Source organism: Streptomyces sp. NPDC101178, from assembly GCF_044767965.1.
Classification (GTDB): domain Bacteria; phylum Actinomycetota; class Actinomycetes; order Streptomycetales; family Streptomycetaceae; genus Streptomyces.
The window spans coordinates 285393-310064 of sequence record NZ_JBIWOZ010000009.1; the positions used below are offsets into that span (position 1 = coordinate 285393).

19 protein-coding genes and 1 tRNA gene are annotated in these 24672 nt (G+C 72.5%); 10 read left to right on the forward strand and 10 right to left on the reverse strand.

The window, feature by feature from the left end; genetic code table 11:
- The first annotated feature begins 2 nt into the window (after nt 1-2).
- Genes ACIRR8_RS25875 through ACIRR8_RS25885 form a run of 3 tightly spaced genes read left to right on the forward strand, consistent with a single transcriptional unit; the run spans nt 3 to nt 3732 of the window.
- On the forward strand, nt 3-2093 hold the full coding sequence (locus tag ACIRR8_RS25875; RefSeq protein WP_404069182.1) for a BTAD domain-containing putative transcriptional regulator: 2091 nt from the start codon (nt 3-5) through the stop codon (nt 2091-2093).
- A 40-nt stretch (nt 2094-2133) separates the two neighbouring features.
- Complete coding sequence (locus tag ACIRR8_RS25880; RefSeq protein ID WP_404069184.1) at nt 2134-2364, forward strand: hypothetical protein; 231 nt, start codon at nt 2134-2136, stop codon at nt 2362-2364.
- Between the two features lie 39 nt (nt 2365-2403).
- Nucleotides 2404-3732 (forward strand): UDP-glucose dehydrogenase family protein, encoded by a 1329-nt coding sequence (locus ACIRR8_RS25885; protein WP_404069186.1) that lies wholly within the window; start codon nt 2404-2406, stop codon nt 3730-3732.
- On the opposite strand, the gene ACIRR8_RS25890 is transcribed toward ACIRR8_RS25885, so the two are convergent.
- Nucleotides 3722-5563 (reverse strand): alkyl/aryl-sulfatase, encoded by a 1842-nt coding sequence (locus ACIRR8_RS25890; RefSeq protein ID WP_404069188.1) that lies wholly within the window; start codon nt 5561-5563, stop codon nt 3722-3724. The two genes, ACIRR8_RS25885 and ACIRR8_RS25890, sit on opposite strands and share 11 nt — an antisense overlap.
- Nucleotides 5564-5922: 359 nt before the next feature.
- Here ACIRR8_RS25890 and ACIRR8_RS25895 point away from each other — a divergent pair.
- Together ACIRR8_RS25895 and ACIRR8_RS25900 are read left to right on the forward strand one after the other, a co-directional pair.
- A tRNA-Arg gene (locus ACIRR8_RS25895) sits at nt 5923-5995 on the forward strand.
- A gap of 120 nt (nt 5996-6115) precedes the next feature.
- Nucleotides 6116-6322, forward strand: coding sequence for a hypothetical protein (locus tag ACIRR8_RS25900; RefSeq protein ID WP_404069190.1), 207 nt, complete (start codon nt 6116-6118; stop codon nt 6320-6322).
- A gap of 76 nt (nt 6323-6398) precedes the next feature.
- Here the strand turns inward: ACIRR8_RS25900 and ACIRR8_RS25905 are convergent, their stop codons facing one another.
- Nucleotides 6399-7073 (reverse strand): hypothetical protein, encoded by a 675-nt coding sequence (locus ACIRR8_RS25905; RefSeq protein WP_404069192.1) that lies wholly within the window; start codon nt 7071-7073, stop codon nt 6399-6401.
- Nucleotides 7074-7344: 271 nt separating this feature from the next.
- Here ACIRR8_RS25905 and ACIRR8_RS25910 point away from each other — a divergent pair, with 271 nt between their 5' ends.
- Nucleotides 7345-7509 (forward strand): hypothetical protein, encoded by a 165-nt coding sequence (locus ACIRR8_RS25910; RefSeq protein ID WP_404069459.1) that lies wholly within the window; start codon nt 7345-7347, stop codon nt 7507-7509.
- A gap of 19 nt (nt 7510-7528) precedes the next feature.
- Here ACIRR8_RS25910 and ACIRR8_RS25915 read toward each other — a convergent pair whose 3' ends face one another.
- The 5 genes from ACIRR8_RS25915 to ACIRR8_RS25935 form a co-directional block, all read right to left on the reverse strand.
- Nucleotides 7529-9172, reverse strand: a complete 1644-nt coding sequence (locus tag ACIRR8_RS25915) for an alpha/beta hydrolase (RefSeq protein WP_404069194.1) — start codon at nt 9170-9172, stop codon at nt 7529-7531.
- Between the two features lie 86 nt (nt 9173-9258).
- Nucleotides 9259-10263 (reverse strand): aminoglycoside phosphotransferase family protein, encoded by a 1005-nt coding sequence (locus tag ACIRR8_RS25920; protein ID WP_404069196.1) that lies wholly within the window; start codon nt 10261-10263, stop codon nt 9259-9261.
- A 73-nt stretch (nt 10264-10336) separates the two neighbouring features.
- A complete protein-coding gene (locus ACIRR8_RS25925; protein ID WP_404069198.1) occupies nt 10337-11350 on the reverse strand; it encodes an adhesin in 1014 nt (337 codons plus the stop codon).
- A 195-nt stretch (nt 11351-11545) separates the two neighbouring features.
- Nucleotides 11546-13468 (reverse strand): MFS transporter, encoded by a 1923-nt coding sequence (locus ACIRR8_RS25930; protein WP_404069199.1) that lies wholly within the window; start codon nt 13466-13468, stop codon nt 11546-11548.
- 200 nt (nt 13469-13668) lie between these two features.
- Nucleotides 13669-16428 carry a serine hydrolase gene (locus ACIRR8_RS25935; protein WP_404069201.1) on the reverse strand — a complete coding sequence of 920 codons (2760 nt, stop codon included), beginning with the start codon at nt 16426-16428 and terminating at the stop codon, nt 13669-13671.
- 193 nt (nt 16429-16621) lie between these two features.
- On the opposite strand from ACIRR8_RS25935, the gene ACIRR8_RS25940 reads away from it, so the two are divergent.
- The 3 genes from ACIRR8_RS25940 (at nt 16622) to ACIRR8_RS25950 (ending at nt 19040) form a co-directional block, all read left to right on the forward strand.
- Nucleotides 16622-17341, forward strand: coding sequence for a GPP34 family phosphoprotein (locus ACIRR8_RS25940; protein WP_093692004.1), 720 nt, complete (start codon nt 16622-16624; stop codon nt 17339-17341).
- 375 nt (nt 17342-17716) lie between these two features.
- The gene (locus ACIRR8_RS25945) at nt 17717-18574 is read left to right on the forward strand and encodes a helix-turn-helix domain-containing protein (protein ID WP_404069204.1); all 858 of its coding nucleotides are present in this window, start codon (nt 17717-17719) and stop codon (nt 18572-18574) included.
- Nucleotides 18575-18833: 259 nt separating this feature from the next.
- Nucleotides 18834-19040 (forward strand): DUF397 domain-containing protein, encoded by a 207-nt coding sequence (locus tag ACIRR8_RS25950; protein WP_404069206.1) that lies wholly within the window; start codon nt 18834-18836, stop codon nt 19038-19040.
- Between the two features lie 182 nt (nt 19041-19222).
- Here ACIRR8_RS25950 and ACIRR8_RS25955 read toward each other — a convergent pair whose 3' ends face one another.
- On the reverse strand, nt 19223-20065 hold the full coding sequence (locus tag ACIRR8_RS25955; protein WP_404069208.1) for a hypothetical protein: 843 nt from the start codon (nt 20063-20065) through the stop codon (nt 19223-19225).
- Between the two features lie 99 nt (nt 20066-20164).
- Here ACIRR8_RS25955 and ACIRR8_RS25960 point away from each other — a divergent pair, with 99 nt between their 5' ends.
- The gene (locus tag ACIRR8_RS25960) at nt 20165-20947 is read left to right on the forward strand and encodes an SDR family oxidoreductase (protein ID WP_404069443.1); all 783 of its coding nucleotides are present in this window, start codon (nt 20165-20167) and stop codon (nt 20945-20947) included.
- Nucleotides 20948-20969: 22 nt separating this feature from the next.
- Here the strand turns inward: ACIRR8_RS25960 and ACIRR8_RS25965 are convergent, their stop codons facing one another.
- Together ACIRR8_RS25965 and ACIRR8_RS25970 are read right to left on the reverse strand one after the other, a co-directional pair.
- Nucleotides 20970-22088: an ADP-ribosylglycohydrolase family protein gene (locus ACIRR8_RS25965; protein ID WP_404069210.1), complete on the reverse strand. Its 1119-nt coding sequence runs from the start codon at nt 22086-22088 to the stop codon at nt 20970-20972.
- A gap of 165 nt (nt 22089-22253) precedes the next feature.
- Nucleotides 22254-24620, reverse strand: coding sequence for a tetratricopeptide repeat protein (locus ACIRR8_RS25970; protein WP_404069212.1), 2367 nt, complete (start codon nt 24618-24620; stop codon nt 22254-22256).
- Nucleotides 24621-24672 lie beyond the last annotated feature (52 nt).

The window sequence follows — 24672 nt, forward strand, 5'->3', positions numbered from 1 at the left end:
CAGTGGAGACCACACCGGAGACCTCGACGGGCACCCTGCGGCTGAGCCTGCTCGGCCCGGTGGACGCCCACCGCGGCGGCGACCCGGTCAAACTCGGCGGGCCGAAGCCCCGCACGGTCCTGGCCGCGCTGCTCCTCGCCCGGGGCCGGGTGGTCAGCGACACCCGGCTGACCGCGCTGCTCTGGGGCGACCGTCCGCCCGCCACCTGCCCGGCCCAGCTCCACACGTACGCCTCCCGCGTGCGCCAGCTGCTGGGCCCCGGCGTCGCGGTGGAGCGCCGGCGGCCGGGCTATCTCATCCGGCTGCCGAAGCAGGGCGTACGCATCGACCTGCTGGAGTTCCAGGAGCGGGCCGCGCGCGGCGCCGACGCCCTGGCGGCCGGGGACCCGGTGACCGCCGCCGGTGAGCTGCGGCGCGCTCTCGCCGTCTGGCGGGGCGTCGCGCTGGGCGGCGTCTGCGACCCGCTCGCCGACGCAGAGCGCGACCGGCTGGAGGAAGAACGCCTGGTCACGCTGGAACGGCGGATCGACGCGGACCTGGAGCTCGGCCGGCACGCCGCGCTCATCCCCGAACTCATCGCGCTGATCGCCGCCGACCCGCTCCGGGAGGGGCTGCGCGGCCAGCTGATGACGGCCCTGTACCGCTCGGGCCGCCAGGCGGACGCACTCGCCGCCTACCGTGCCGCCCGGGCCACGCTCGCCGCCGAGCTGGGGCTGGAGCCGTCGGCCGAACTGCGCCGCCTGCAACAGGCGCTGCTGACCGGCCATCCGTCACTGCTGCCACGCACGGCACGACGTACGGGAGGTGAGGCGGGCGGAGCCGGACAGGCTCAGGCGGGCGGGCCGGGCGGAGCCGTACGGGCTCGGACGGGCGGGTCCGTACGGGGCGCGGCTCAGACGGGCGGGTCGGCGCGGGGCGCGGCCAAGGCACCGGCAGCGCCGAGGTTCGCACCTCCGGCATCGCGTCCGGAGCCACCCCTTCCCCCACAGCCGGGACCGCCGTGGGCGGCGACCTGCACCCTCCGTCCCGCCGAACTACCGCCCGCGCCGGCCGACTTCACCGGCCGGGACCAGGAGGTCATCCGCCTGTCCACCGCGCTCACCAGCCGCCGCCCGCGCCGCCCGGACCAGGCGGTCCAGGTGGTGACCGGGATGCCGGGCATCGGGAAGAGCGCCGTGGCGCTGCAGGCGGCGCACCGGGTCAAGCGCTCCTACCCGGACGGCCAGATCCACCTGGACCTGCGCGGCTCCGGCCCCGACCCGCTGGACCCGGCCGCCGCGCTGGCCGAACTGCTGCGGCTGGTCGGCGTACCGGAGCACCGGATCCCCGCGGCCCTGGACGATCGCGCCCGCGCCTGGCGCACCCGTACGGCGGACAGCCGGCTGCTGCTGGTGCTGGACGACGCGGCCGACGAGTGCCGGGTGCGACCGCTGCTGCCGGTGACGGACGGCTGCGCGGTGCTGATCACCAGCCGCTCGGGCCTGTACGCACTGGAAGGGGTGAGCCGTACGGTGCTGGCGCCGCTCTCGCCGCCGGACGCGCGGACCCTGTTCGGCAGGCTGGCGGGCCGCTCCCGTACGGACTCCGAACCCGCCGCCGCGGCCGCCGTCGTCCACGCGTGTGCCGGGCTGCCGCTGGCGCTGCGCATCGCGGGCGCGAAGACCGCGGCGCGCCCGCACTGGCAGCTGTCCCGGTACGCCGCCAGGCTCGCGGACCCCGAAAGGGTCCTGGCGGAACTGGTGGTCGCGGACCTGTCGTTGCGCGACCGTCTGACGGAGGCGTACGGGAGGCTGGGCCCCGCCGCCCGCCGGACCCTGCGGTTCCACTCGGCGCTGGGCCCGCATCCGGTGGAGCCCGGCACGGCGGCCGCGCCGCTGGGGCTCGGCGCGGAGGAGGCCGACGAGCTGCTGGCCGACCTTGCCGCGGCGCACTGGGCCGAAGTTGTCCGCCGCCCGGGCGGACACGCCTACCGGCTGCATCCGCTGGTCCGGCTCTTCGCGCACGGCATGCTGGCGGCGGAGGAGGGCACCCTGCCGAGCGTGCTGCCGGTGCGCGCCTCCTGGGACCGGACCAGAACGGACGACACGGCCTGAACCGGCCGGCCCACCGCACCCGAGAGAACAGGAAGACCCCATGCCGCGCCCTTCCGGCTTCAGCTACGAGGCCCGCACCGACGGCACCGTCCTCATCACGCACCGCGGCCGGAAGGCCACGACGCTGCGCGGCGAACGGGCCGCGAAGTTCACCGAGGAGGTGGAGTCGGGCGACGCGCAGGAGGTGATGGCGCGCTGGACGGGCTCGTACAAGTTCGGCAACGAGCGCACCGCCCGCAACCACCCGAGAAACCAGGGCCGCCGCGCCTGACCCCGCCCCGGCGCGGGTCCGAGAGAACGGAAGAGAACCATGACTGGCACGTCCCGCAGGATCGCTGTCTTCGGAGCGGGCTACATCGGCCTGGTGACGGGAGCGTGCTTCGCGGAGCTGGGTCACCGGGTCGTCGTCCGGGACATCCAGCCCGAGCGGATCAGGCTGCTGAACTCCGGCGACGTACCGTTCTTCGAGCCGGGCCTCGGCGACCTGATCGCCCGGAACAAGGAGCGGCTCTCCTTCACGCTGGACGTCCAGGAGGCGGTGCGCGAGGCGGAGGCGGTCTTCGTCTGCGTGGACACCCCGCCGACCGCGTCCGGTGACGCGGACCTCTCCCGCGTCTGGGCGGTGATCGACGCCGTACGGGATGCCGCGCATCTGGTCGCGGTCGTCGTGAAGAGCACGGTTCCGGTCGGTACGGGCGCACGCGTCCGGGCGGCTCTGGACGAGCGGGGTCTGGAGCACGTGGGATACGCCTCCAACCCGGAGTTCACGGCGGAAGGCCGGGCGGTCGACGACTTCCTGCACCCGGACCGCGTGGTCATCGGCACGTCGGACGACGACCAGGCGGCCGCCTGGGTCGCGGACCTCTACCAGCCACTCGACTCCCCCGTCGAGCTGATGGACGTGGCGTCGGCCGAGATGGTCAAACTGGCGTCCAACGCCCTGCTGGCCACGAGGATCACGTTCATCAACGAGATCGCGACCGTCTGCGAGGCGACCGGCGCGGACATCGGCCACGTCTCCCGCGCCGTCGGCCTGGACCACCGCCTGGGCCCGCACTTCCTGAGGGCGGGCCTCGGCTACGGCGGCTCGTGCTTCCCGAAGGACTCCCGCGCGCTGCGGGCCATGGCCAGCAACTCCGGCTACCCGTTCCAGCTGCTGAACGCGGTCATCCAGGTCAACGAGCTCCAGCCGCGGCGGGCCGTCCAGCGCCTCAAGGCCGAGCTGAACGGCCTCAAGGGCCGCCGCATCGCGCTCCTGGGCATGACGTTCAAACCCGCCACGGACGACATGCGCGAGGCCCCCAGCACCACGCTCGCCGCCCGCCTCCTCGCCGAGGGCGCCACGGTCACCTGCTGGGACCCGATGGCCCCGCACACCACCGCCCACCAGGACCCCTGGTCCGCCACCACCCGCCACCCGGACCCGCTCGCCGCACTGGCCGACGCGGACGCGGCGATCCTGGTCACGGAGTGGCCCGAGCTGACGGACGTCGACTGGCCCACCGCCGCCCGCACGATGCGCACCCCGCTGTTCCTGGACGGCCGCAACCTCCTGGACCCCGCCGCCCTTCTCGCCGCCGGCTTCACCCACATGGGCGTGGGCCGGGCCACACGGCGTCCGGCCTCCGTCAGGGAGTGACGACCGGGAAGCCGGGATCGGGCCGCGTACGGTAGGAGAGAAGCCGTACGAACAGGCCGGGGTCGCCTTCGGCGGTGATGCCGAGTTCGTCGGTGCTCCGGCCGGCCAGCAGCCCGAGGAGCTGGGCCTTGGTGAGCGTGAGGGTCAGCCCGGCGGGCGTACGGGGCGGGGCCGTGGCCTCGCGATGGGTAAGGACGCCGTTGTGCAGGGTGAGCCGGTGCCGGGTGCCTCCCCCGCCGGGTCCTTCGGTGACGACCAGGTCGATGACCAGGTCGTCGTCCCAGGCTCGCGGCCCGTCGATCGTGATGGCGACCGAGTCGATGAGCATCGGGACGGTCAGGGCCATCACCATCTCGGGGTTGGACAGGTCGACCATGTCCCCCGTGACGCCCTCGCGCAGCTCCTGGGCGCCGCGCAGGTAGACGTTGCGCCAGGTGGCGTTCTCGGCCCCGTGGCCGAGCCGCTCGTACACCCCGGCCAGCGCCTCCTTGGCCTCCTGGCTCGCCGGGTCGGCGAAGACCAGGTGGCCGAGGAGGGTGGCGGCGAAGCGGAGGTCGCCGGCTTCGGCGTAGGCGCGGCCCTTGGCGAGCGCCTCGGCGGGACCGCCGGCGACCTCCACGTACCGGCGGGCCTCCTCCTCGGGCGGGAGCGCCCAGAGATGGGCGGGGTTGCCGTCGTACCAGCCGAGATAACGCTGGTAGACCGCCTTGGTGTTGTGGCTGAGCGAGCCGTAGTAGCCACGGGCGTGCCACGCCTTCCGCAGCGCGGGCGGGAGCTCGATCCGCTCGGCGATCTCGACGCCCGTGCACCCCTCGTTGAGCAGGCGGAGGGTCTGGTCGTGCAGGTAGGCGTACAGGTCGCGCTGTTCGCTCAGGAAGCCGACCACGGCGTCGTGGCCCCAGGTGGGCCAGTGGTGGGAGGCGAAGCCGACGTCGTACCGCCCGTGGAAGTACTCGATGGCCTCGTCGAGGTAGCGGGCCCAGATCCGGCTGTCGCGGACGACCGCGCCGCGCAGGGTGAGCACGTTGTGCATGTTGTGCGTGGCGTTCTCGGCCAGGCACAGGGCGCGGTGGTCGGGGAAGAGGAAGTTCATCTCGGCCGGGGCCTCGGTGCCCGGGGTGAGCTGGAAGACGATCCGTACGCCGTCGACCGTCTCCTCCTGGCCCGTCCGGGTGATGTCCACGGTCGGCGGGACGAGGCTGATGGTGCCGGTGGAGGTGTCGGCGCCCAGGCCCACGCCGATCTGGCCGTCCGGGGCCTTGGGAAGGCCGACGCCGTACATGTAACTGGCCCGGCGGGCCATGGCGTTGCCCGCGTACACGTTCTCGCTGACGGCATGCTCCAGAAAGCCCGCGGGGGCGAGGATCGGGACGCCCTCCTCGGTGCCGTGCGGGAGGACACCGCGGACGCCGCCGAAGTGGTCGCCGTGGGAGTGCGTGTAGATCACTCCGGTGACGGGCCGGTCACCGCGGTGCTCCCGGTACAGCGCGAAGGCGGCGGCCGCCGTCTCGACGGAGATCAGCGGGTCGATGACGACCACACCGCGCTCGCCCTCGACGAGCGTCATGTTGGAGATGTCCAGCCCGCGCACCTGGTAGATCCCATCGGTGACCTCGTACAGGCCTTGGCGCGTGCAGAGCTGTGCCTGCCGCCAGAGGCTGGGGTGCGCGGTGTCCGGCCGGTCCGCCGCGAGGAAGCCGTAGGCGTCGTTGTCCCAGACCACCCGTCCGTCGTCGCTCTTCACCACGCCGGGGACGAGGGCGCCGACGAATCCCCGGTCGGCGTTGTCGAAGTCGGTCGTGTCATCGAAGGAGGGCAAGATCTCGCTCATCTGTCTCCAGCTCCGTTCCACCCACTCGTCCCAGCCTGTCGACCCATCTGACCACCGGCCGCGAACCACCGCATACCGGACTCCTGACCCCGCGACCGTCCACGCCGCAACGGGTCCGGCCCGGCACCTCGTGGCTCGCGACGAACACGCCGCTCAACGGGCCCACCTCGACCGGAGACGAAACGTGGCACCGCCGGTGGATCGCGATCCGCTACCCTGTTCCCTGGTCGGTCGTCGGCGTAGCTCTTGTCAGGCAGCACTGCTGCCCAGCAGGGTCCACACCAGCTCCGACCAACGGGCTTGGCGCTCCTGCCGAAGATCCACCCACCGGATCCTCTCCAAGGCTCCTCCAGGCCCTCGCCTTCGTAGCTCAGGGGATAGAGCACCGCTCTCCTAAAGCGGGTGTCGCAGGTTCGAATCCTGCCGGGGGCACAGCGCGCCAAGGGCCGGTTCAGAGGGTTGCTCCTCGTGAACCGGCCCTTTCGGCAGTCGGTTCGGCTCTGGACGGATGGCAGCGGGTCCTGACACGATCCGCTGGTGAATGAGCCCTCGATGTCCTCGAAGTTGAGCAGGGCCCTCGACTGGGTCGGGCTGATCCCGCCCTCCCTGCTCCTGGCGACCGGCATCAGGGACTACCGCGACGGCGGGTCCGTCGCCTGGCCGGTAGGCGCGGGCATCCTGCTGGTCGTCAGTCTCTGGGTGGTCTGTCGCGGGCTGCCCCACCGGCGCGATAGGCGCATCCGGTCGCTCCAGGAGTAGGAGCGGGAGCAGGCCGCAGGACCGTACGCGGCACAGCCTCACCCGCACCGCACGTCGTGGCCCACGGGCGGCGTCCTCAAAGTGGCTCCGCGGACACCCGGCCGTTCCGGTCGAAGAGGAGCCACTCCAGCCAGTCGGCCGTCACCCCTAGCTCTCTCGCCCAGGTGTGCATCGTGTTCACGTACACGGCGTACCTGGTCGGCCAATGGCTCACGCCCGCCGCCTCTCTGCTCGACCAGCCCAGGGCGTTGAGCGAGCGGAAGACGCGGACGTCGAGGATCAGAGCCCTGTGGGCGTCGGGGGCCCGGTCGTCCACGGCCGCGAACCACTTGGTGAGGAAGGATCGCCCGACACCGTTGACGGCGAACCGGGTGTACGCCGCCTCCAGGTCTCCGTTTCGGACCGACGCGCGTGTGTCCCGCAGGACGCCCTCAAGGCGGGTGTCCGCGAGGGCGGCGGACGTGTAGCGCGGGCCGCGGCCGTTGGTCGTGCCCGAGCCCCAGATCATGACGGCCACGAACAGGTCGCGGAGCCCGGCGGGGTCGTCTCCGGCGCGTGACCGCAGCGCCGTCACGTCGTGCCGGTCGAGTTCCCGGTCTCCGTGTCGTCCGTTCGTGGCCTCCTTGCCGATGCCGAGGACGTGCCCTGCTCCGTGCGGCTCCAGCCAGGGGCGCCAGGTGCTGGGGCGGTAGCGCACCGCGGCCTGGTTCCGCTGGGCGTTGGCGCCGACGAGCCTTCGCAGTTGGTCCAACGGATTCCCTCCACCGGTGACTACAAGCAGGCTCCGCAGCCTACGAGTTGGGATCCACCGGCGGTCCGCTTTCGCGAGAACACGGCGTCGCGGCACCGTGCGAAGTCACCCCGTTCGGGCATGTGCGGCAAGAGCATGGGCCTGCGGCTGGTTGCCGAATGGAGCCGCTCCATCACTGCTGGTTATGGGGCCAGGGGCTGGCTGCACGCATGCCGGGCCGCTGGTGGGGAGGGCCTGTAGAGCACGAGCCGTCGCTCCGATGGGTTGGTCGGTGTCCGGGCCGAGGCGCAACGCCAACAGCGAGGACGAGACCGCCCTCGGGCTGGGCTCCTTCCGCCGCCGCGCCACCGGTGACTGGGAGTTCGTCACCGGTGGCCGGGGATTCCGGGGCGGGCTGGAGGAGCTGGTGCGGGACTACGGCATCGAGGTGGAGTAGGACAGGCCCGCCGCCCGCCCTACTTCACGCAGACCTCGTCCTTCCTGGGCAGCTTGCCCGTTGCCAGGTAGTGGTTGACCTTGGTGTCGACGCACGCGTTCCCGTACTCCCCGTACACCGCGTGGCGGTTGGCGTTCTTCAAGGTGAGGAGCTTGGAGCTGGGGAGCTGGTCGTGGAGGGCGACGCTGCCGCGGTAGGTGGTGCGGGGGTCGCCGGTGGCGGCGACTATCAGGGACGGGGCGTCGTGGCGTATGCGGGTGGGGTGCTCGCGTGGGGCGTCCCAGAACGCGCACGGGCCGATGTTCTCCGTGAACGGGCCGAACAATGGGTGGGCGGCGCGGGCGCGTTCTATGTCGCGCCAGTAGATCTCGGCGTTCCGTGGGGCCGGTACGTCGCCGCAGAGGATCGCCGTCTGGGCGCTGCCGAAGGCCGAGCCCTCGCCGGTCAGTGCGAAGCGGAGTTGCTCGGTGAACTCCGGTGAGAGCGGCGCCTGCCGGCCCTTTGCCGCCTTGGAGAGTACGGAGACCTGCTCGGCCAGGAACGCCCGCGACGCGTCGGTGTCGTCGGCCACGCCCATGAAGAGGAGCGTCGGTATGTGGGAGTCGTCCAGGCGGAAGGTGTCCGGCTCGGTGCCGACCGTGAGGGGGCCCCTTGCCGCCTTTGCCATGACTCCGTCGATGGTGGCGAGCACCGCGGTACGGGTGCGGCCCAAGGTGTACGTCGCGTGGTGGCCGGCCGCCCAGGTGGCCCATGCGGAGAGCGCGGCGTCGTTCTCCCGGACCGCGTCCTTCATCAGCCTCGGGGTGTACGCGCGCGGGTCGATCGCCCCGTCCAGGACCACCCGGTCGTAGCGGCCGGGGAACATCTGGGTGTAGACCGTGCCCAGATACGTACCGTACGAGTAGCCCAGGTAGGAGATCTTCCGCTCGCCGAGCACGCCCCGGATCACGTCCATGTCGCGGGCGGTGTTGCGCGTGGTGACGTGCGGGAGCACCGAGGCGTTGGTGGCGCGGCACTTGGCGGCCAGGCTCTTGCTCAGGGCCACATGGCGGTCGAAGCCCGCCCTGCCGGCCCCGGCCGAGAACCAGGGGAAGCTGACGGGCCAGCCGCAGTCCAGCGGGGTGCTGCGGCCAACGAAGCGGGGGTCGAAGCCGACGATGTCGTAGCGGGCGCCCACCTTCTTCATCGCCTTGCGGATCACCGGTGGCGAGTCCACCGCCGTGCCGCCGGGGCCGCCGTTGTTGAGGAGGATCGCGCCGATGCGGTGGCGGGTGTCGGTGGCCTTGAGCCGGGATATCGCGACCGTGATCGTGCGGCCTCGGGGTGCGGCGTAGTCCAGCGGGACCGTGACGTTCGCACATTGCACGCCCGCCTTGTCCAGGTCGCGGCCCGTCGCGTCGTCCGGGGACTGCATGCAGGTGCCCCAGGTCAGGCGTTGGTCGTGGTAACGGTCCAGCCCCGCCCGCGGCTGAGCCGCCGTCTTCGCGGGTGGCGTCGTCGCCGTCCTCGCCGTGGGCGTCACCAGGACCGGAGGCGTCGCCAGGGCCGGAGGCGTCGCCAGGGCCGGGGACGCGGTGAGGGCTACAGCCAGTGCGAGGCAGGCGGCAGCGACGCTGCGAGCCGTCGGGCTGTGGATCGTCCTGGACCTCGGTGCGTATCTCATGCAACTGACGCTAGAAGTTTCGGCGTTCGCACTCACTACGGCTGGCACCCCCGTTCACAGGGGTGCCAGCTCCCCCTGGAGCCGGATCAGCCAGCCAGCAGCTCTCCGATCACCCACCACGCGTTCCGCGCCATCACCGGGTTCGACTCCCGGTAGGCGGCGAGCTCCATCACCGCGATGGACAGCGCCCAGCCACGCCCCCGCCGCCAGCTCGCGTCGTCGGCCTCCACCGCCGTACGGAACGTCTCCCTGGCGGCCGCGGGCAGCAGGTACCACGCGGCGATCAGGTCAACCGCCGGGTCCGCCAGGCCCATGCAGGCGAAGTCGATCACCCCGGTGAGCCGGCCCTCCGCGACCAGCACGTTGCCCGGCTGGAGGTCCCCGTGCGCCCACACCGGCGCCCCCGTGAAGGCCGGTGCGGCCAGCGCGTCGTCCCAGGCGGCGGTGGCCGCGGCCGCGTCCAGGACGCCGTCCAGCTCGGCGATCACCTTGCGCGTCCGCTCGTCCCGGGAGGCCAGGGGTTCGGCGCGGTACGCGGGCGGGCCGTCCGCCGTGTCCACCCGGCGCAGCGCGAGCACGAACTCCGCCAGGTCGGCCGCGAAGAGCTCCGGCGCCCATGTCCCGTCGCTGGGCGTGGGGTTGCCGCCCTCCAGCCAGGTGCACACCGACCAGGCCCACGGGAAGCCCTCGGCCGGAGCGCCTTGGGCCAGCGGTGTCGGGACGGGCACAGGCAGCTGCGGGGCCAGCCGGGGCAGCCAGTGGTGCTCCGTCGCCACGTCCGCCGCGCTGCCCTCCGTACGCGGCAGCCGTACCGCCTTGTCCTCACCCAGGCGGTAGACGGAGTTGGCCGTCCCGCTCGCGTCCAGTGCCCGCACCGGCAGGTCCGCCCAGTGCGGGAACTGTGCGGCGACCAGCGTGCGGACGAGCGTGGCGGAGTCGAGCGCGGTGGGGTGCAGCGCGGTGGAGTGCGGCGTGGCGGAGCCCGGGATCGTGCTGTCCAGGGCGGCGGACTCCGGGGTGGTGGACTGCGGGGTCGTGGAGACCGGGGTCGTGGCGTCGTCTGTGGTGGCGTCCAGGCCGTACAAGGTCATTCCCGCACTGTGCCCCGTCGGGCGCCCACCACTCCGGCCTCCGTCGGCCGACCGCGCCCACAGCGGCACCGCCTCACCGGCACACCACCCCCATCTGCGCCGCCGCATGGTGCGCCCCGACCCGGTCCGCCGCGCCCCAGTCCCGGCCCCGGTCGACGAGCAGCACCGCGAACGTGTCGCCCTTCACCGGGTAGTTGCCGACCTCGACCGGGCGTCCCCGGTGCTGGGTCTGGCGTACCGCGAAGCCGGTGTACGCGGAGTGCGCGTCGGTCGGGTCGGACAGCACCCGGTACACCGTCGGGTCACCCGCCACGTCCTGGGCGCGGCCCACCGGCGCCGACGGCACGAACACCGTCAGCGCGCACGCGCGGAAGCCCGCGCCGAGGTGCCAGGACCAGGTGGCGGTGGAGCCGCGGTCCTCGGTCGGGCTGCCCGACATCGGGACGGCGCTGAACCGGCCGTCGCAGCCGCCGCCGGTGAAGCCGCCAGAGGCGACCGCGTACCAGCCCGCCTCGCCGCGCTCGAAGCGGCCGTACTCCCGGTACTCCCCCGCCGCGCAGCCCGGCCCGGCCCACCCCGTGAAGCGGCGCCCCTCCGACCCGTCCGAAGGATCCGGCACCTCCGAAGGATCGGAGGGACCGAACGGATCGGAGGGACCGGACGGATCGGAGGGACCAGACGGATCGGAGGGACCGGAGGGATCCGGCGGTTCTTCGGACGGTGGCGTGCCAGGCGCCTCCGCCCCCGGCCCGATACGGGTAGGAGCCCCGCCCCCGATCCGGTCCGGTGGGCCGGGCAGGGCGCCCGCGCGGCCCGCCGCGTCCGTACGGCTCGTACCGCCGCCCACGCTCCCGCCGCCCGACAGCAGCAGCGCGGCCACCGTCGCCAGGCCTCCGGCGGCCACCACGACTCCCGCCGCCAGCAGGGCTTTACGCCGTCGGGGCAGAGTGGAGACGCGGCCTGCCAGGGTCTCGTGCGCGACCCAGGAGCCGTCGCCGGCCGCCGTCCGGGAACGGGCCGCTCCGCAGCCGGGACAGACCATCCCCGGGAGCGCGCCGCGTTGGCCGCCGCAGTGTTCGCACCTCATGCCAGGACACCTTGCCAGGGCTGCGCCTCCAGAGGGAGGCCGAACGAAGATGGCCCGTACAAAGATCCTCGCGGGAGCCCGCGCAGGGCGCCGTACACGGGCCAGTTCCGCAACACCCTTGCACAACAGGATGGTTCGGACCTGCTTCAGACCCGTGCCGACCCGTTCAGGCCGTGCGCACGAGCCCGGTCCGGCTCAGCTCAGCTCCTCGGGACACGGCGTCCCCGGCTGCAGCTGGTACGGGGCCGCCAGCCGGTACACGCCCGGCTTCGGCGCGAGGAGTTCGGTCCACTCGTCGCCGTACGGACCCTCGTCCTCGATCTTGTTCAGGCAGCCGTGGAGGTTGTCGAAGGTCTTGGGAGCCGTCTCGTCCTCCGCCGTCCGCAGCTTGGACTCCTCGGTCTCCTGGGGCCGCTCCAGGCTCTTGCCGTCCTCGTCGACGAGGCCGAGCCAGCGCGAGTACGGGATCCGGATCAGCACCCGGCCCGCCGACTCGACCCGGATCGTCAGCTCGTTCGCGCCCGCCTTCTCCACCGTGGCGGGCGGATCGGCGAGCGGGGTCGGCTCCAGGACCCGGTAGAGCTTCCAGTTCTCGTCGCTCCACACCTCGCGGAGGTAGGAGAGCCCCTGCCCGACGAGCTCCGTCTCGCGCTGGGCCCCGTTGTCCGGCCTGCCGGTGGGCAGCACCACGTAGTGGACGGCCCACCGGTCCAGCCACTGGCGGTAGTTGACCGCGTCCAGCGTGTCATCGTAGAAGAGCGGGTTGCGCTTCATGTCGGCCTGCCGGTTCCAGCCGCGGGCCAGGTTGTACGTGGCCAGCGCCGAGGCCTCCCGGTGGCTGCTCGCGGGGATCACCTCGACCCTTCCGCGATCGGCCCCGACCTGCTGGAGCTGGTTGACCAGCGGGGCCAGCGAACGGGCCCAGGAGGCGTCGGGCGTGGTGCGGACGATGTCGTCGACGCCCTTGAAGCCGATCCAGAAGTTGAGCCCGGCGAACGCCAGCACCAGCGCGTACCAGCGGCGGCTGCGCGGCCTCGTGTACGGCAGTGCGGCGAGCAGCACGATCCCGGCGAAGAGCATCGCCATCCGGGTCACGTTCGACCCGATCTGCGAGTCGACGAAGTAGGTGAGCACGGTGCCGAGGCCGTAGACGGCTGCCGCCGTGCGGACGGTGGACCAGTCGCGCGGTACGAGGACGAAGATCAGGACCGAGAAGAGGAACGGCAGCGACACCGTCCCCAGCGACATGGGCTGCGTCCCGGAGAACGGGAAGAGCAGCGAGGACAGCGCCACCACGGCGACCGGCGCGAGCCCGATCGCGTACGCGCCGGGGCGCCGCTTGTGGAGGAAGAGCGCGGCCGCGACCACGCCGAGGAAGAGCCCGGCGACCGGACTGGAGGCGGTCGCGAGACCGGCGAGCGGGGCGGCGACGGCCGCCTTGGCCCACCGCTTGTACCGCCAGCGGTGCGGCCAGCAGAAGACGGCGGCGACGGCGCCGAGGGCGAACATCATGCCGAGCCCGAACGTCACCCGGCCCGACAGCGCGTTGCACAGGTAGGCGAAGACCCCGGCGAGCGAGCAGGCCAGCGGATTGCGCACGGCCCGCACCCGGACCAGGATCAGCGCGGTCAGCGCCGCCGAGACCGTGCCCACGATCATCATCGTGGAACGGACACCGAGCACCGACATCAGATACGGCGAGACCACGCTGTACGAGACGGGGTGCATGCCCCCGTACCAGGCGAGGTTGTACGCCGTGCCCGGATGCCGGCCCACGAACTCGGCCCAGGCGTCCTGCGCCGCGATGTCGCCGCCGCTGTTGGCGAAGAAGAGGAACCACAGGACGTGGGTGACGGCCGCGGCCGCCGTGGCGATGGTGACGGGGTGGCGCAGCAGCCGCCTGGGCGGGGTGGTGGACGGTTCAGGAGTGGCGTTCCGCTCGGAGGTGGACGGGGGCTCCGGCGTACGCGGTGAGGGCAGCAGGACGCGCGGAGCGGCGCTGTCGCCGTCCGCGATCTTCTCTGTGGTGCCGTCCGCGATTTTCCCGGTGCTGTTGTCCACGGTCTTTCCGGTGGTGCTGTCCGCCTCGCGGCCGGGTCTCGGCTCCGCGGTGGTCACTACGGCTCTCCCCGTCCTCCGGCGGCCCCGTACGCCTTACAGGACGCGTCCCGGCGTCCTTCAGTTGTCCGGGGACGCTAACACGTACCTCCGACACATACCCCTGACGCCGAGGCGGGGTGAGCTACGCCGCTCACCCCGCCCCCGCGCCCGCTTCCGTACCGCTGTCCGCTCAGCCGATCTTGCTCAGCTGATCCTGGTCAGCCGATCCTGGTCAGCTTGTCGCCGAAGGCCGGCTCGGTCAGGTCGTCCTGCAGCACCACCGGTGCCGTGACCTTTCCGGTGCCGGTGCCCACCGTGACCATGCCCACCTCGCTGCCCGCCTTCGCGGAGTGCGCGATGCCCTTGCCGTTGTCGGTGACCTTCAGCTCGACCTTCAGTCCGGGCCAGCCGACCGCCTTGAGGTTCTTCGTCGCTATGACCGGGGTCTGTGCGCCGAATCCGTTGTCCACATAGCCGACCACGTCCCCCTTCTTCACCACCGTGGCGGAGGTGGGGGCCTCCTGCGCGCCCTTGATCAGCTTCAGGCTGTTCTGCAGGGACAGCTCCAGGCTGTCGTAGACCCGGCCGGTACCGGCCTGCTGGCCCATGACCGCTCCGTAGATCCACAGCATCTTGCCGTCGACCATGGTGTTCGCGGACCAGAGCAGGTTGCCGCCCGCCGGCGTGGAGGAACCGGTCTTGATGCCGCTCACACCGGGCTGCAGGAGCAGGTTGTTGTTGTTGTAGATCTTGCCGTCTATGCCCTTGATCTCGACCTCGGGCATGTCCACGATCTTCCGGAACACGTCGTTCTTCATGACCGCCTGGGCCAGCTTGAGCTGGTCGGCCGCGGTGGAGACGGTGGCCTTGTCGAGCCCGCTCGGGTCCGTGTACGTCGAGTTGGTCATCCCGAGGTCCTTGGCCGCGTCGTTCATCTTGTCGACGAACGCGTCCTCGCTCCCGGCGTCCCAGCGGGCGAGCAGCCGCGCCGCGTTGTTCCCCGACGGAATCATCAGCAGCTGAAGCATCTCGCGCTGGCTGAGCTTCTGGCCGTTGGTCAGCGGGGCCACCGACTCGTCCGCGTTCTTGGACTCGTCCTCGGCCTTCTGGTCGGCGGTGATCGTCTCGCCCACCTCGTCACCCTTGAGCGGGTGCTCCTGGAGGATCACGTAGGCGGTCATGACCTTCGCGACACTGGCGATGGGCGCCGACTTCTGCGCCCCCTCCGAACCGAGCGACCCCACGCCGTCCACCATCACCGCCGACTGCCCCTGGCCGGGCCAGGACAGCTTGGTCTCGCCGCCTTCGAAGGTGTACGTCGGCTTCGCCGTGAGCTCCAGGGCCGGGTCCGGCAGCGGGCGCATCACCTGCGCGATCGCAAAGACGATCAGCAGGAGGAGGAGGAGCGGGGTCCAGATCTTGACCCGCCGGACCGCCGTACGGACCGGGGTCTCGGCCGGCGGCGGGGTGTTCGTCAGCTCGGCGAGCAGGTCGAGCGGCGGCTTGGGCGGCAGCGGCTGCTGCCGGGTCCGCTCGGCGGCTGCCCAGGAGGGGGCGGCGGGGGCGGGGGCCTGGGTGGGCGGGGTGGCCTCCCGCTTGCCTGCCGACGTCTCGGTCGCGGTCTCCGGCTTCGGCACGCCGGGCGCGGGGGCCGGTCGTACGTCGTCGGAGCGCAGGGGCACGAAGGTGCTGGTGCGCTCGACGGCGGTCTCGGGCTTGTCCTGCTCGGGCTTCGCCTCGACCTCGTCCTGCTTGTCCTGCTTGCTCTGCTTGTCCTGAGCCGACTTCTCCTGCTCCGGCTTGTCCTGCTTCGACTCGTCCTGCTTCGACTCGTCCTGCTTCGGCTGAGCGCCGCTCTCGGACTCGTCCTTCGCCTTGTCGCCCGCAGCCTTCAGCGCCTGGAGCTCCTGCGGCGAAAGTTTCAGTGCGGTCGTCGGCTGATCGACCCGCCCGGCGGGTGCGACGGCCTTGAAGACGGCCGTGGGCTGATCGATTCCTCGCAGGTCGGAGGTGGTGTCGGCGGATTCGGGCTCGGGGTCCGGCTTGGTCGCGGGTTCCGGCTTGTGGGCCTCAGCCGCGATCGCGGCTGAGGCTTTCGGCCCGGCCTCCGGCTCCTCGACGGGCTTGAGCTCGGCTTCGGGCTCGGCTCCGGCTTCGGGCTCGACCTCGCTGCCGGCGGCAGGCTCGGTGTCGTTGGCAGGCTCGGTGTCGTTGGCAAGCTCGGTGTCGTTGGCAAGCTCGGTGTCGTTGGCAGGCGCGGGCTCGGCAGCAGCCTCGGCCTCAGGCTCGCGACCGGCCTCGGGCTCAGCGTCAGCATCGGGCACAGGCTCAGCAGCGGCCTCGACCTCGGGCTCAGCGGCGGCCTCGGCCGCCGCGTCGGCGTCCACTGCCGACTCGCCCCTCACCTCACCCTTGGACGGCTCCTCGGCCTTGCCCTCGTCCTCGGCCGCCGCGTCGACCCAGGCCGCCACAGCCGCGCGCAGCCGTACGTCACCGGCCTCCGGCTCCTCCGCCGCAGCGCCGACCGTACCGTCAGCATCGCTCGCATCGCTCGCATCGCCCTCAGCGGCCCCCGCAGCCGCGGAAGGCTCCTCGAGGCCCTTGGCGCCGCCCGAGTCCTCCGCAGAGCCCTGTGCGGGCTTCTGAGGCGTTACAGCGCCCTCGGAAGCCTCCCCGGGCCCCTCCTCGCGGGAACCGCTGGAACCGCTGGAACCACGAGAACCGGCCGCTCCCGCCTCGCCCTCCGGAAGCCGCGGCCGGAAGACGGCCGTGGCCGTGTCCGACTTCACCGCCTCCGACTTCACCGCCTCCGACTTCGCCGCGTCCGGCGTCACCTCGTCGACAGCCGCGTCCGCATCCGCGGCCTCGTCCACGTCTCCACCGGGTTCGCGGAACACCGCGAAGCGCGGGTCGCGTTCCTCCGCAGCCGTCCCCGACGACTTCCGCTGCTCCGTTTTGTCGGGGGACTCGCCCGCCACCGATGCCTCCTCATGCGCCGCGGGGCAACCCCCGCGCTGTCCGAACCATCTACCAGTGTCCTGTGTGAACCCCTGGCCGAGCTGCTAGACGAGAACGACATACCTACTGGTTCCCGTACAAAGCAGTCAGGCGCTCTCGACAGATGAATGTGAGAGGGGTCACCCTGTCAGACATCCACGCGGGGAGGCATGGATGGGCAGGAGCCGCAGAACAATCCCGGAGGAGCTTCTGTTGCTCGCTCTGGACCCGACCACGGGTACCACAGCGCAGCCGCAGTCGCTCGACCTCGGCCTGGCCGGGGCACAGCTAGTGGAGCTGGCTCTGGCAGGACGGATAGCCCCTGACGGGGATCGTATCGCCGTGGTGATGCCACGGCCGACAGGAGATCCGACACTGGACTCCGCACTGGAGCTGCTGCGCCGTCGTGGCAGCCCGGTCCGGGCGGTCCACTGGATCGGCGGACCCCGGCTGGGGCTTCGCCAGATCTATCTCGCTCATCTGGAGCGGTGCGGCATGGTTCATGCCGTGGCGGGCCAGATGTGCGGAGTGCTGCCGACGACTCGCTACCAGGCGACGGAGACGGCCATCAGCCGGGACATCAGAGCCCGGCTGGACAGTGCGATCCGCACCGGCGTACCGCCGGACCCGCGGACCGCGGCGCTCGCCGCACTGGCCCACGCGGTCGGACTCGGCAAGCACCTGTACCCCGGGAACGAGGGGCGTTCATCGCGCTCCCGGCTCCGGGACCTGATCAGGCACGACCCCATGGGCGGCCTCGTGGCGCATGCCGTGATGGACGTCCAGAACGGAGTGGCGGTCCAGCCACGCCGTACGCAGCAGGCAGCGGGCGTTCCGTTGCAGCCGCAAGCACAGGCACGCCGGGGCAGCATGGCGCACACCGCCGCGAGCTGACGCCGGCCCGGAGCGCCTGAGCGCTGAGCAGGTGAGCGCCGAGCGCCTGAGCGCTGAGCACGTGAGCGCCCGGGCCGGACCCGAGCAGGACCGCGCAGAGGACCGCGCGGACAACCGCACACCGCCGTACCGTCGTCATCGGACCCGGTTCGGGAGCCGCACCACGCGCGGGGCAGCCGGTTTCGACCGGCTGCCCCGCGCGCTTGCGCGCCGTAGCGCACGTCCTTCCGCGCGCCGGTGTGTGCTCCGGTGCGCGGCCCGGGGCCTATACCCCACGCACCTGCGTGTGGCCGTTTCCCAGCGCGGCCGGGGCAAGGGGTGGCAATCTGCTGAGCAGTAGATACGCACAGCTACATAGCCGGAGGTGCACTTTCCGTGCCGTCCAACGTCAATCCCACAGTCAGGCGACGCAGGTTGGGCCAGGAACTGCGCCGCCTGCGCGAACTCAAAGGCATGACGGCCGAGGAGGTGGCGGAGCGTCTGCTCGTCTCGCAGTCGAAGATCAGCCGTCTGGAGAACGGCCGCCGCTCCATCAGCCAGCGCGACGTGCGCGACCTCTGCGGGGTCTACGAGGTCGAGGACGTCCGCATCGTCGACTCGCTCATGCAGATGGCCAAGGACTCGCGCCAGCAGGGCTGGTGGCACGCCTTCGGCGACATCCCTTACAGCGTCTACATCGGCCTGGAGACCGACGCGGAGTCCCTGCGGGTGTACGAGCCCCAGATGGTTCCCGGCCTGCTCCAGACCCGGGCCTACGCGGAGGCGCTGATCAGCGGCGCACTCCCGGAGGCGCCGCCGTCGGACATCGAGAAGCGCGTCAACGTACGGTCGCGGCGCCAGGACCGGGTCAACGCGCCGGAGAACCCGCTGCGGCTCTGGGCTGTGATCGACGAGTCGGCGCTGCGCCGGCGGGTCGGTGACAACCAGATCATGATCGACCAGCTGGAGCACCTCGTCGAGCAGTCGCACCTGCCGCACGTGACCGTGCAGGTGCTGCCGTTCGACATGGGAGCGCACCCCGGGATCAACGGGCAGTACGCGATCCTGGAGTTCCCGGACGCCGCCGACTCCAGCGTCGTCTACATCGAGGGCGTCACGAGCGATCTCTACCTGGAGAAGGCGAACGACGTCCAGCGCTACAGCGTGATGTACGAGCACCTGCGGGCGCAGGCTCTGAACGTGGAGCAGACGCGGGAGTTCATCACCAAGATCGCCAAGTCGTACACCAGCTGAGACCATCTGAGACCAGCTGACGCCGGCCGACACCGACCGACACAGCCGGCACCAGTCGATTCAGGACACTTCCAGGGGCGCCAGGTGAGCGGCGGCGGCACGATACACCGTCGCCGACTCACAGCGTAAGAGTTACTCGCCGAATGACACCCGGTCGAGTGAACGGCCATCTCATGGACGGGGCTTGGAGAGTAGCGTCGATCACGCCAACCGGAATCAGGTTGGTGCGACTCACCCAACTCTCTGAACCGGAGTGAACATGGCAATTCTTCAGGGTGCTACGGACACGTGGACGAAGTCGTCGTACTCCGGGGGCAACGGCGCGTGCGTCGAGGTCAAGTCCCCGGTCGCTCTGTCCATCGCCGTGCGTGACTCGAAGGCCCCCGAGGGCCCTTCGCTCACCTTCGTCCCCGGTGCGTGGAACGCGTTCGTGCGCGATGTCGCCACGAGCCCGGTCGACGCCTGACCTCACCGCACATCGCGCCACCGCACCACGCATCACCGCACCACAGCACATCGCGCCACCGCATCACTGCACCACCCGCACCACCGCACCACCGCACCACCTGATGGAGCCCTCTCGACCGGTTCGCCGTCCTGGCCGAGGGGGCTCGGCACGCCACCACCCGCACCCCCAGCCGGCGACCGTCACCTCAACCGGTCGACGTACCGATCGGTCCCCGGCACGGTCGGGATGAACGGCGCGACCAGCTCGACCCGCCCCAGCCCCGCCTCCGCGACCACCGCGTCGAGCCCCGTGAAGTGCGCGTCCCAGCAGTTGCGAGGGTCCTCCTGGAGGAACCACAGCAGCGTCAGCCGGGTCTCCACCCCCTCGACCTGCTTCACGTACGTCATGCGGTCGCCGGGCAGGGGCGTCGGCCGGAAGAGGGTCACCATGGCCGCCGGCGAACCGCTCAGCCGCTGCGGCAGATGGCGCGACCTCAGCCACTCCAGCAGCTCCGCCCGCTGCCCGGGCCCCTCGGCGTCGACGACCTGGAGGACGAGACCCTCGTACGGATGATCCAGCGCGTGGAAGTCCCGTGGGCCCGCCGCCCCGTCACGGTAGACGGTGGCCTCGTGGTCCTGGAAGGCCGTGAAGACGTGGGTGCGGTCCTGGTGGACGCGGCCGTCCCGGTTGAGCCGCTTGTTGATGGCGACGGTCCACTTCATGTGCTCGTCGTAGCGGCCCTCGGTCACCCAGTACGTCGACAGGTAGCACCCCGTTCCCACCGGCCGCGCGACCGCCGACTCCTCCGGATAGCGCAGCTCCTGGAGGTCCTTGGTGGCCACCCAGCGCCGTCCGGCGAACATCCACGGCATGGCCGTCGCACCGGCGTAGTAGTGGTCGTCCTCGTACCAGCGGTTGTACGCGTGCTCATGGCCCGGATGCGGCTCGACCATCGTGATCAGGGCGTGCCCCGGGCGCACTCCGTACGGCCCCACCGCCGCCAGCTCGGCATACCTCTCGCTCCGTGTCCCGTCATCGCCCACCGGGCCTCCCTCCTCTTCCATCGGCCCCCGCATCCCCCTACTCTGACGACCCGTCAGAAAAACTTCCAGGGCCGGGAGGCGCCGATGTCAGGCACACCGATGCTGCTCGCGGGAAAGACCGTCGTCGTGTCGGGCGTCGGCGCCGGGCTCGGGCACCGGGTCGCGGAGACCGTCGTACGGGACGGAGGGCGCGCGGTCCTCGGCGCGCGCACAGCGGCCAACCTGGCGAAGAGCGCGGCGGAGATCGATCCGAAAGGCCTCCGCACCGCCCACCTGCCGACCGACATCACCGACGAGGCGCAGTGCGAGGCGCTGGCCGCACTGGCGGTCGAGCGGTTCGGCGGGATCGACGCGGTGGTCCATGTGGCCGCCTGGGACAGCTACTTCGGCGGGCTGGAGGACGCGGACTTCGCCACCTGGCAGTCGGTCCTCGACGTGAACCTGCTCGGTACGCTGCGAATGACCCGGGCCTGCCTGCCCGCCCTCAAGGAGCGCGGCGGCTCGGTGGTGGTGATCGGCACGCAGTCCGCGGTGGCCGCGCCCTCCCAGGTGCGGCAGGCGGCGTACGCGGCGTCCAAAGGCGCGCTGACCTCGGCGGTGTACTCGCTGGCGCGGGAGCTGGGGCCGCACCGGATCCGGGTCAACACCGTGCTGCCGGGATGGATGTGGGGGCCGCCGGTGCAGGCGTACGTCCAGTTCACCGCGCACACCGAAGGCGTACCGGAGTCCGATGTGCTGGCCCGGCTCACCGAGCGGATGGCCCTGCCGGAGCTGGCCACGGACGGGGATGTGGCGGAGGCCGTCGCCTTCCTGGCCTCCGACCGGGCGCGGGCGATCACCGGCCAGTCGCTGCTGGTCAACGCCGGTGAGCTGATGCGCTGAGAGCCCGCCGGGAAGAGCCGTCTCACGCGCCGCGCGGGTAGCGGGCCAGCCAGCCCGGGGCCGCCGCGGTCGGGCTGTGCAGGGCCGGGCCCTGGGTCATCTCCATCGCGAAGTCGTCGGCCAGTTCGAGGAGCGTGGGCCGGCCCTCCAGCTCCGCGAGCCAGGCCGGCGGCAGCGCGGTCTCGCCGTGCAGCGCGCCGAGCAGCGCCCCGCAGACGGCCCCGGTGGCGCGGGACGGCCCACCGTGGTTGACGGCGAGGCGCAGCCCGTGGCGTACGTCCTCGCTGACCAGCGCGCAGTACACGGCGACGGCGAGCACCTCGTCCGCCGCGTCGCCCGCACCCAGCGCCTCGATGAGCGCCGGTCCAGGAATGCCCTGGCGCACCGACCCGAGCGCCTGTTGCAGGGCCTCGGTCACCGGCTCGTGGCCGGGACGCTCGCCGAGCAGCGCCATCGCGTGCTGCACCGAACCGTCCAGGGTCTCGCCGCGCGCCAGCCCGTGCACGAGTACGGCGAAGGCTCCGGCGGCCAGCTGGGCGGCGGGATGCCCGTGGGTCTGGGCCGCGCACTCGACGGCCAGCTGGAGCACGAGCTGCGGCTCCCACCCCACGAGCAGCCCGAACGGCGCGGACCGGGTGAGCGCGCCGGAGTCCCGGGCGGTGGGGTTCTTGGGCCGCTCCAGCGTGCCCAAGACGGTGTCGCCGAAGCCGCCGAGGCACGCGCGGGCGGGCTCGCGGCGGGCGTAGAGCCACTCCTCGGCGGCCAGCCAGCCGTTGTCCTTGCGCCGCTCGTCGGGCCCCCAGTCGTGCTGGGTGGCGGCCCAGCGCAGGTGGGCGCGGTGGACGTCGGTGGGCGGGTGCCAGGCGCCGGTGTCGCGGCGGACCTGGGCGCGGATCAGGCCGTCCACGGTGAAGAGGGTGAGCTGGGTGAGCGCGGTGACGGCGCCGCGTCTGCCGTGCGCGGGAACGTAGTCGACGACGCCTTCGGCACCGTACGCCGCCCGGATCTCCTCCAGCGTGAGCCCGCTGACGCCGGCCCCGAGCGCGTCCCCGATGGCCCCGCCGAGCAGCGCCCCGCGGACCCGGCTGCGGAAGTCCTGCTGCTCGGCCCGTCCCCAGACCGCCGTGGTCCCTGTGCTCACCCCGCCGCCTCCCGCCACGCCATGGTCCGCCGCCAGTGCGGGCCTCTGCGGGCGACCGCCCCAGCACTGTAATCGAACGAGAACGGGCGGTAGAGGGGGCGACCGCCCGGACGGCGGGGTACGGGCGGGTATGTCACCCACGAGGGCCTTCAGCCACCCCTCCCCTCACCCCAGCCGCTCCCGCTGCGCCCGGGCCCAGCCGTACTCCGGATCCAGCTCCAGCGCCCGGTCCAGGTCCGCACGGGCCTCCCTGAGGCGGCCCAGGGCCTCCAGCGCCAGGGCCCTGCTGCCGTGGGCCCAGGCGTAGCAGGCGTCCATCGCGATGGCGCGGCCGTAGCAGGCCACGGCCTCCTCGTACCGCCCGGTCGCCCGGTACACCTCGCCCCGCTCCCCTTCCGTCCCGGCGAGACCGGGCGTGAGCTCCTCGGCCCGGTCCAGGTCGGCGAGCGCGCCCACCGGGTCTCCGAGCGCCGTACGCGCCTGGGCCCTGCGCACCAGCGCCCACGCGTACTCCGGCCACAGCGCGATCGCCCGGTCGAAGTCCTCCAGCGCCTCCTCGTGGCGCCCCAGCCGGTGCAGGACCAGGCCGCGGCTGCCGAGCGGCACCGCGTCGGCCGGATCCAGCGCGTGGGCCCGGTCCAGGACGGTCAGCGCCTCCTCCAGCCGCCCCATCCGCCGGTACGTCTCACCGCGCTCCCGCGCCGCCCAGGCCCAGGTCGGCGCGATCTCCTCGGCCCGGTCCAGGTCCGCGAGCGCCTCCTCGTACCGGCGAAGCGCCCGCAGCACCACCGCCCTGCCCTGGTAGGCCCGTTCGTGGCGCGGGTCCACCGCGACGGCCCGGCCGTGGTCGGAGAGCGCCGCGTCGAACTCCCGGGCCCGGAAGCGGTCCCAGCCGCGCGCCACCAGAGCCTCCGCCCGCTCCGTATCGGTCAACTCCACGCGGGTCAGCAGGAGTCCGAGGACGGCGGTGGGGCGGGGGCCGTGGTCGGTGCAGGCGATGAGGAGGTCCCGGCCCCAGTCGCGGAGTACGGCGCTGTCGGCGTCCTCACCGGCCTCCACCAGGGTCCGGGCCCAGTGCCGGGCGGCGGACGGCTGCTGGCCGCACACCGCGATCCCGGCGCGCAGGGCGTCGGGCAGGGCGGTGCGGGGGCGGGCGCAGAGCCGGTGGTAGAGCACGTCGAGGGCGGCCCGGCGCCACAGTTCCTCGGCCCAGAGCCGGTCCGGGTCGAGCCCTTCGGCCGCCGCGTCCCGGCGTACGGCGAAGGCCTCGGCCAGCCGGTCGTGCGTCTCCTTCCACCGCGCCGGTGAGCCGGTGCGCTGGAGCCGGAGCATCGGGGCCCGTACGACACCGTGGTAGCGGGAGCGGCCCGAGTGCGGCTCGACGACGAACGGCAGCTCGTGCAGCCAGTCGTAGAGCCCGGGGACGGGGGTGGGCGCGGCGACGGCCACCAGGTCCTCGTCGAACCGCCGGGGCAGCGCGCAGGCGAGGGCCGCCGCCCGGCGGTCCGGGTCGCTCTCGCCGGCCAGGAAGCGCTCGACGGCGGTCGCGTTCGCCTCACCGGCCGCGCCGGGGTTGGCGGCGAGCGTCGACACCAGGACCGGCAGCCCGCCGGAGAGCCGCAGCACCTCCCGTACGACGGGCTCCTCCACGACCCCGCGCCCGGCGAGGAGTTGGCGTGACTCCTCCTCCGTGAACGCCCCCAGCGGTACGTCGGCCACCAGGCGGCCCCGATCGCCCCAGTGCGCGGGATCCAGGCGCCGCTGCCCGGCCAGGGTCAGGACCAGGTTGGCGGGCAGCTCGCCGTACCGGCCGGAAAGCAGCAGGTCCGCCAGCCACCGGTCCAGCAGGGGCGCGGTGCGCTCGTAGGTGTCCAGGAACAGCGCGACCCACGGCACCGCGTCCGCGATCCGCCCGAGCTCGGCGACGAACACCGGCGTCAGCGCCCGTACCGGCTCGGCCAGCAGGAACGCCTCCTCCTGCTGCCGCGCCCGCCCGCCGAACACCGCCCGCAGCCCGCCGGCGCCCCGCGCCACGACCGCCGGGTCGATGCCTCCGGCGAGCGCCCCGACCACGGGTATCGCCCCGGCCGCGACCAGCCCGGCCTGCGCGGCGGCGAGAGCGGCGGGCGAGGGCTCGTCCCCGTCGGCCGCGAGCCGCCCGGCCGCGTCGTGGAGGGCGCGCCGGTACGTGGCCAGCATCCGGTCCAGCGCCCGGAGCGGATGTCCTTGCTCGGCCAACTGCCCCGCCACGGAAGCCAGAAGCTCCGGAACGGAGTCGGCCCCTTCGTCGACGGACGCGGTGGCCGCCCCCGACTCCCGTGCCACCTGCTGCCATTCCCGTACGAGCGAGGTCTTGCCGACCCCGGCGTTGCCCCGCACATGGAAGACGAACCGGTGGAGCGGATCCTCGGGCGGAGTGGCGAAGTTGGCGCGGAAGAGATCGAGTTCACCCTCCCGCCCGACGAACGCGGCGCGCCGCTGCCCTTCGACGATCTGCTGGAGGGAGAGACGGCGGGGCGAGGTGGCGGGCATGGAGGTCAGTCTGTCAGCGGACCTCGGGATCCGGCAGCCGCCGCCGACGGCT

Coding starts and splice junctions, on each gene's coding strand:
- ACIRR8_RS25880 (WP_404069184.1), top strand. CDS start 2,134: ATGCCGCGCCCTTCCGGCTTCAGCTACGAGGCCCGCACCGACGGCACC.
- ACIRR8_RS25885 (WP_404069186.1), top strand. CDS start 2,404: ATGACTGGCACGTCCCGCAGGATCGCTGTCTTCGGAGCGGGCTACATC.
- ACIRR8_RS25890 (WP_404069188.1), bottom strand. CDS start 5,563: ATGAGCGAGATCTTGCCCTCCTTCGATGACACGACCGACTTCGACAAC.
- ACIRR8_RS25900 (WP_404069190.1), top strand. CDS start 6,116: ATGTCCTCGAAGTTGAGCAGGGCCCTCGACTGGGTCGGGCTGATCCCG.
- ACIRR8_RS25915 (WP_404069194.1), bottom strand. CDS start 9,172: ATGAGATACGCACCGAGGTCCAGGACGATCCACAGCCCGACGGCTCGC.
- ACIRR8_RS25920 (WP_404069196.1), bottom strand. CDS start 10,263: ATGACCTTGTACGGCCTGGACGCCACCACAGACGACGCCACGACCCCG.
- ACIRR8_RS25925 (WP_404069198.1), bottom strand. CDS start 11,350: ATGAGGTGCGAACACTGCGGCGGCCAACGCGGCGCGCTCCCGGGGATG.
- ACIRR8_RS25940 (WP_093692004.1), top strand. CDS start 16,622: ATGGGCAGGAGCCGCAGAACAATCCCGGAGGAGCTTCTGTTGCTCGCT.
- ACIRR8_RS25950 (WP_404069206.1), top strand. CDS start 18,834: ATGGCAATTCTTCAGGGTGCTACGGACACGTGGACGAAGTCGTCGTAC.
- ACIRR8_RS25960 (WP_404069443.1), top strand. CDS start 20,165: ATGCTGCTCGCGGGAAAGACCGTCGTCGTGTCGGGCGTCGGCGCCGGG.
- ACIRR8_RS25970 (WP_404069212.1), bottom strand. CDS start 24,620: ATGCCCGCCACCTCGCCCCGCCGTCTCTCCCTCCAGCAGATCGTCGAA.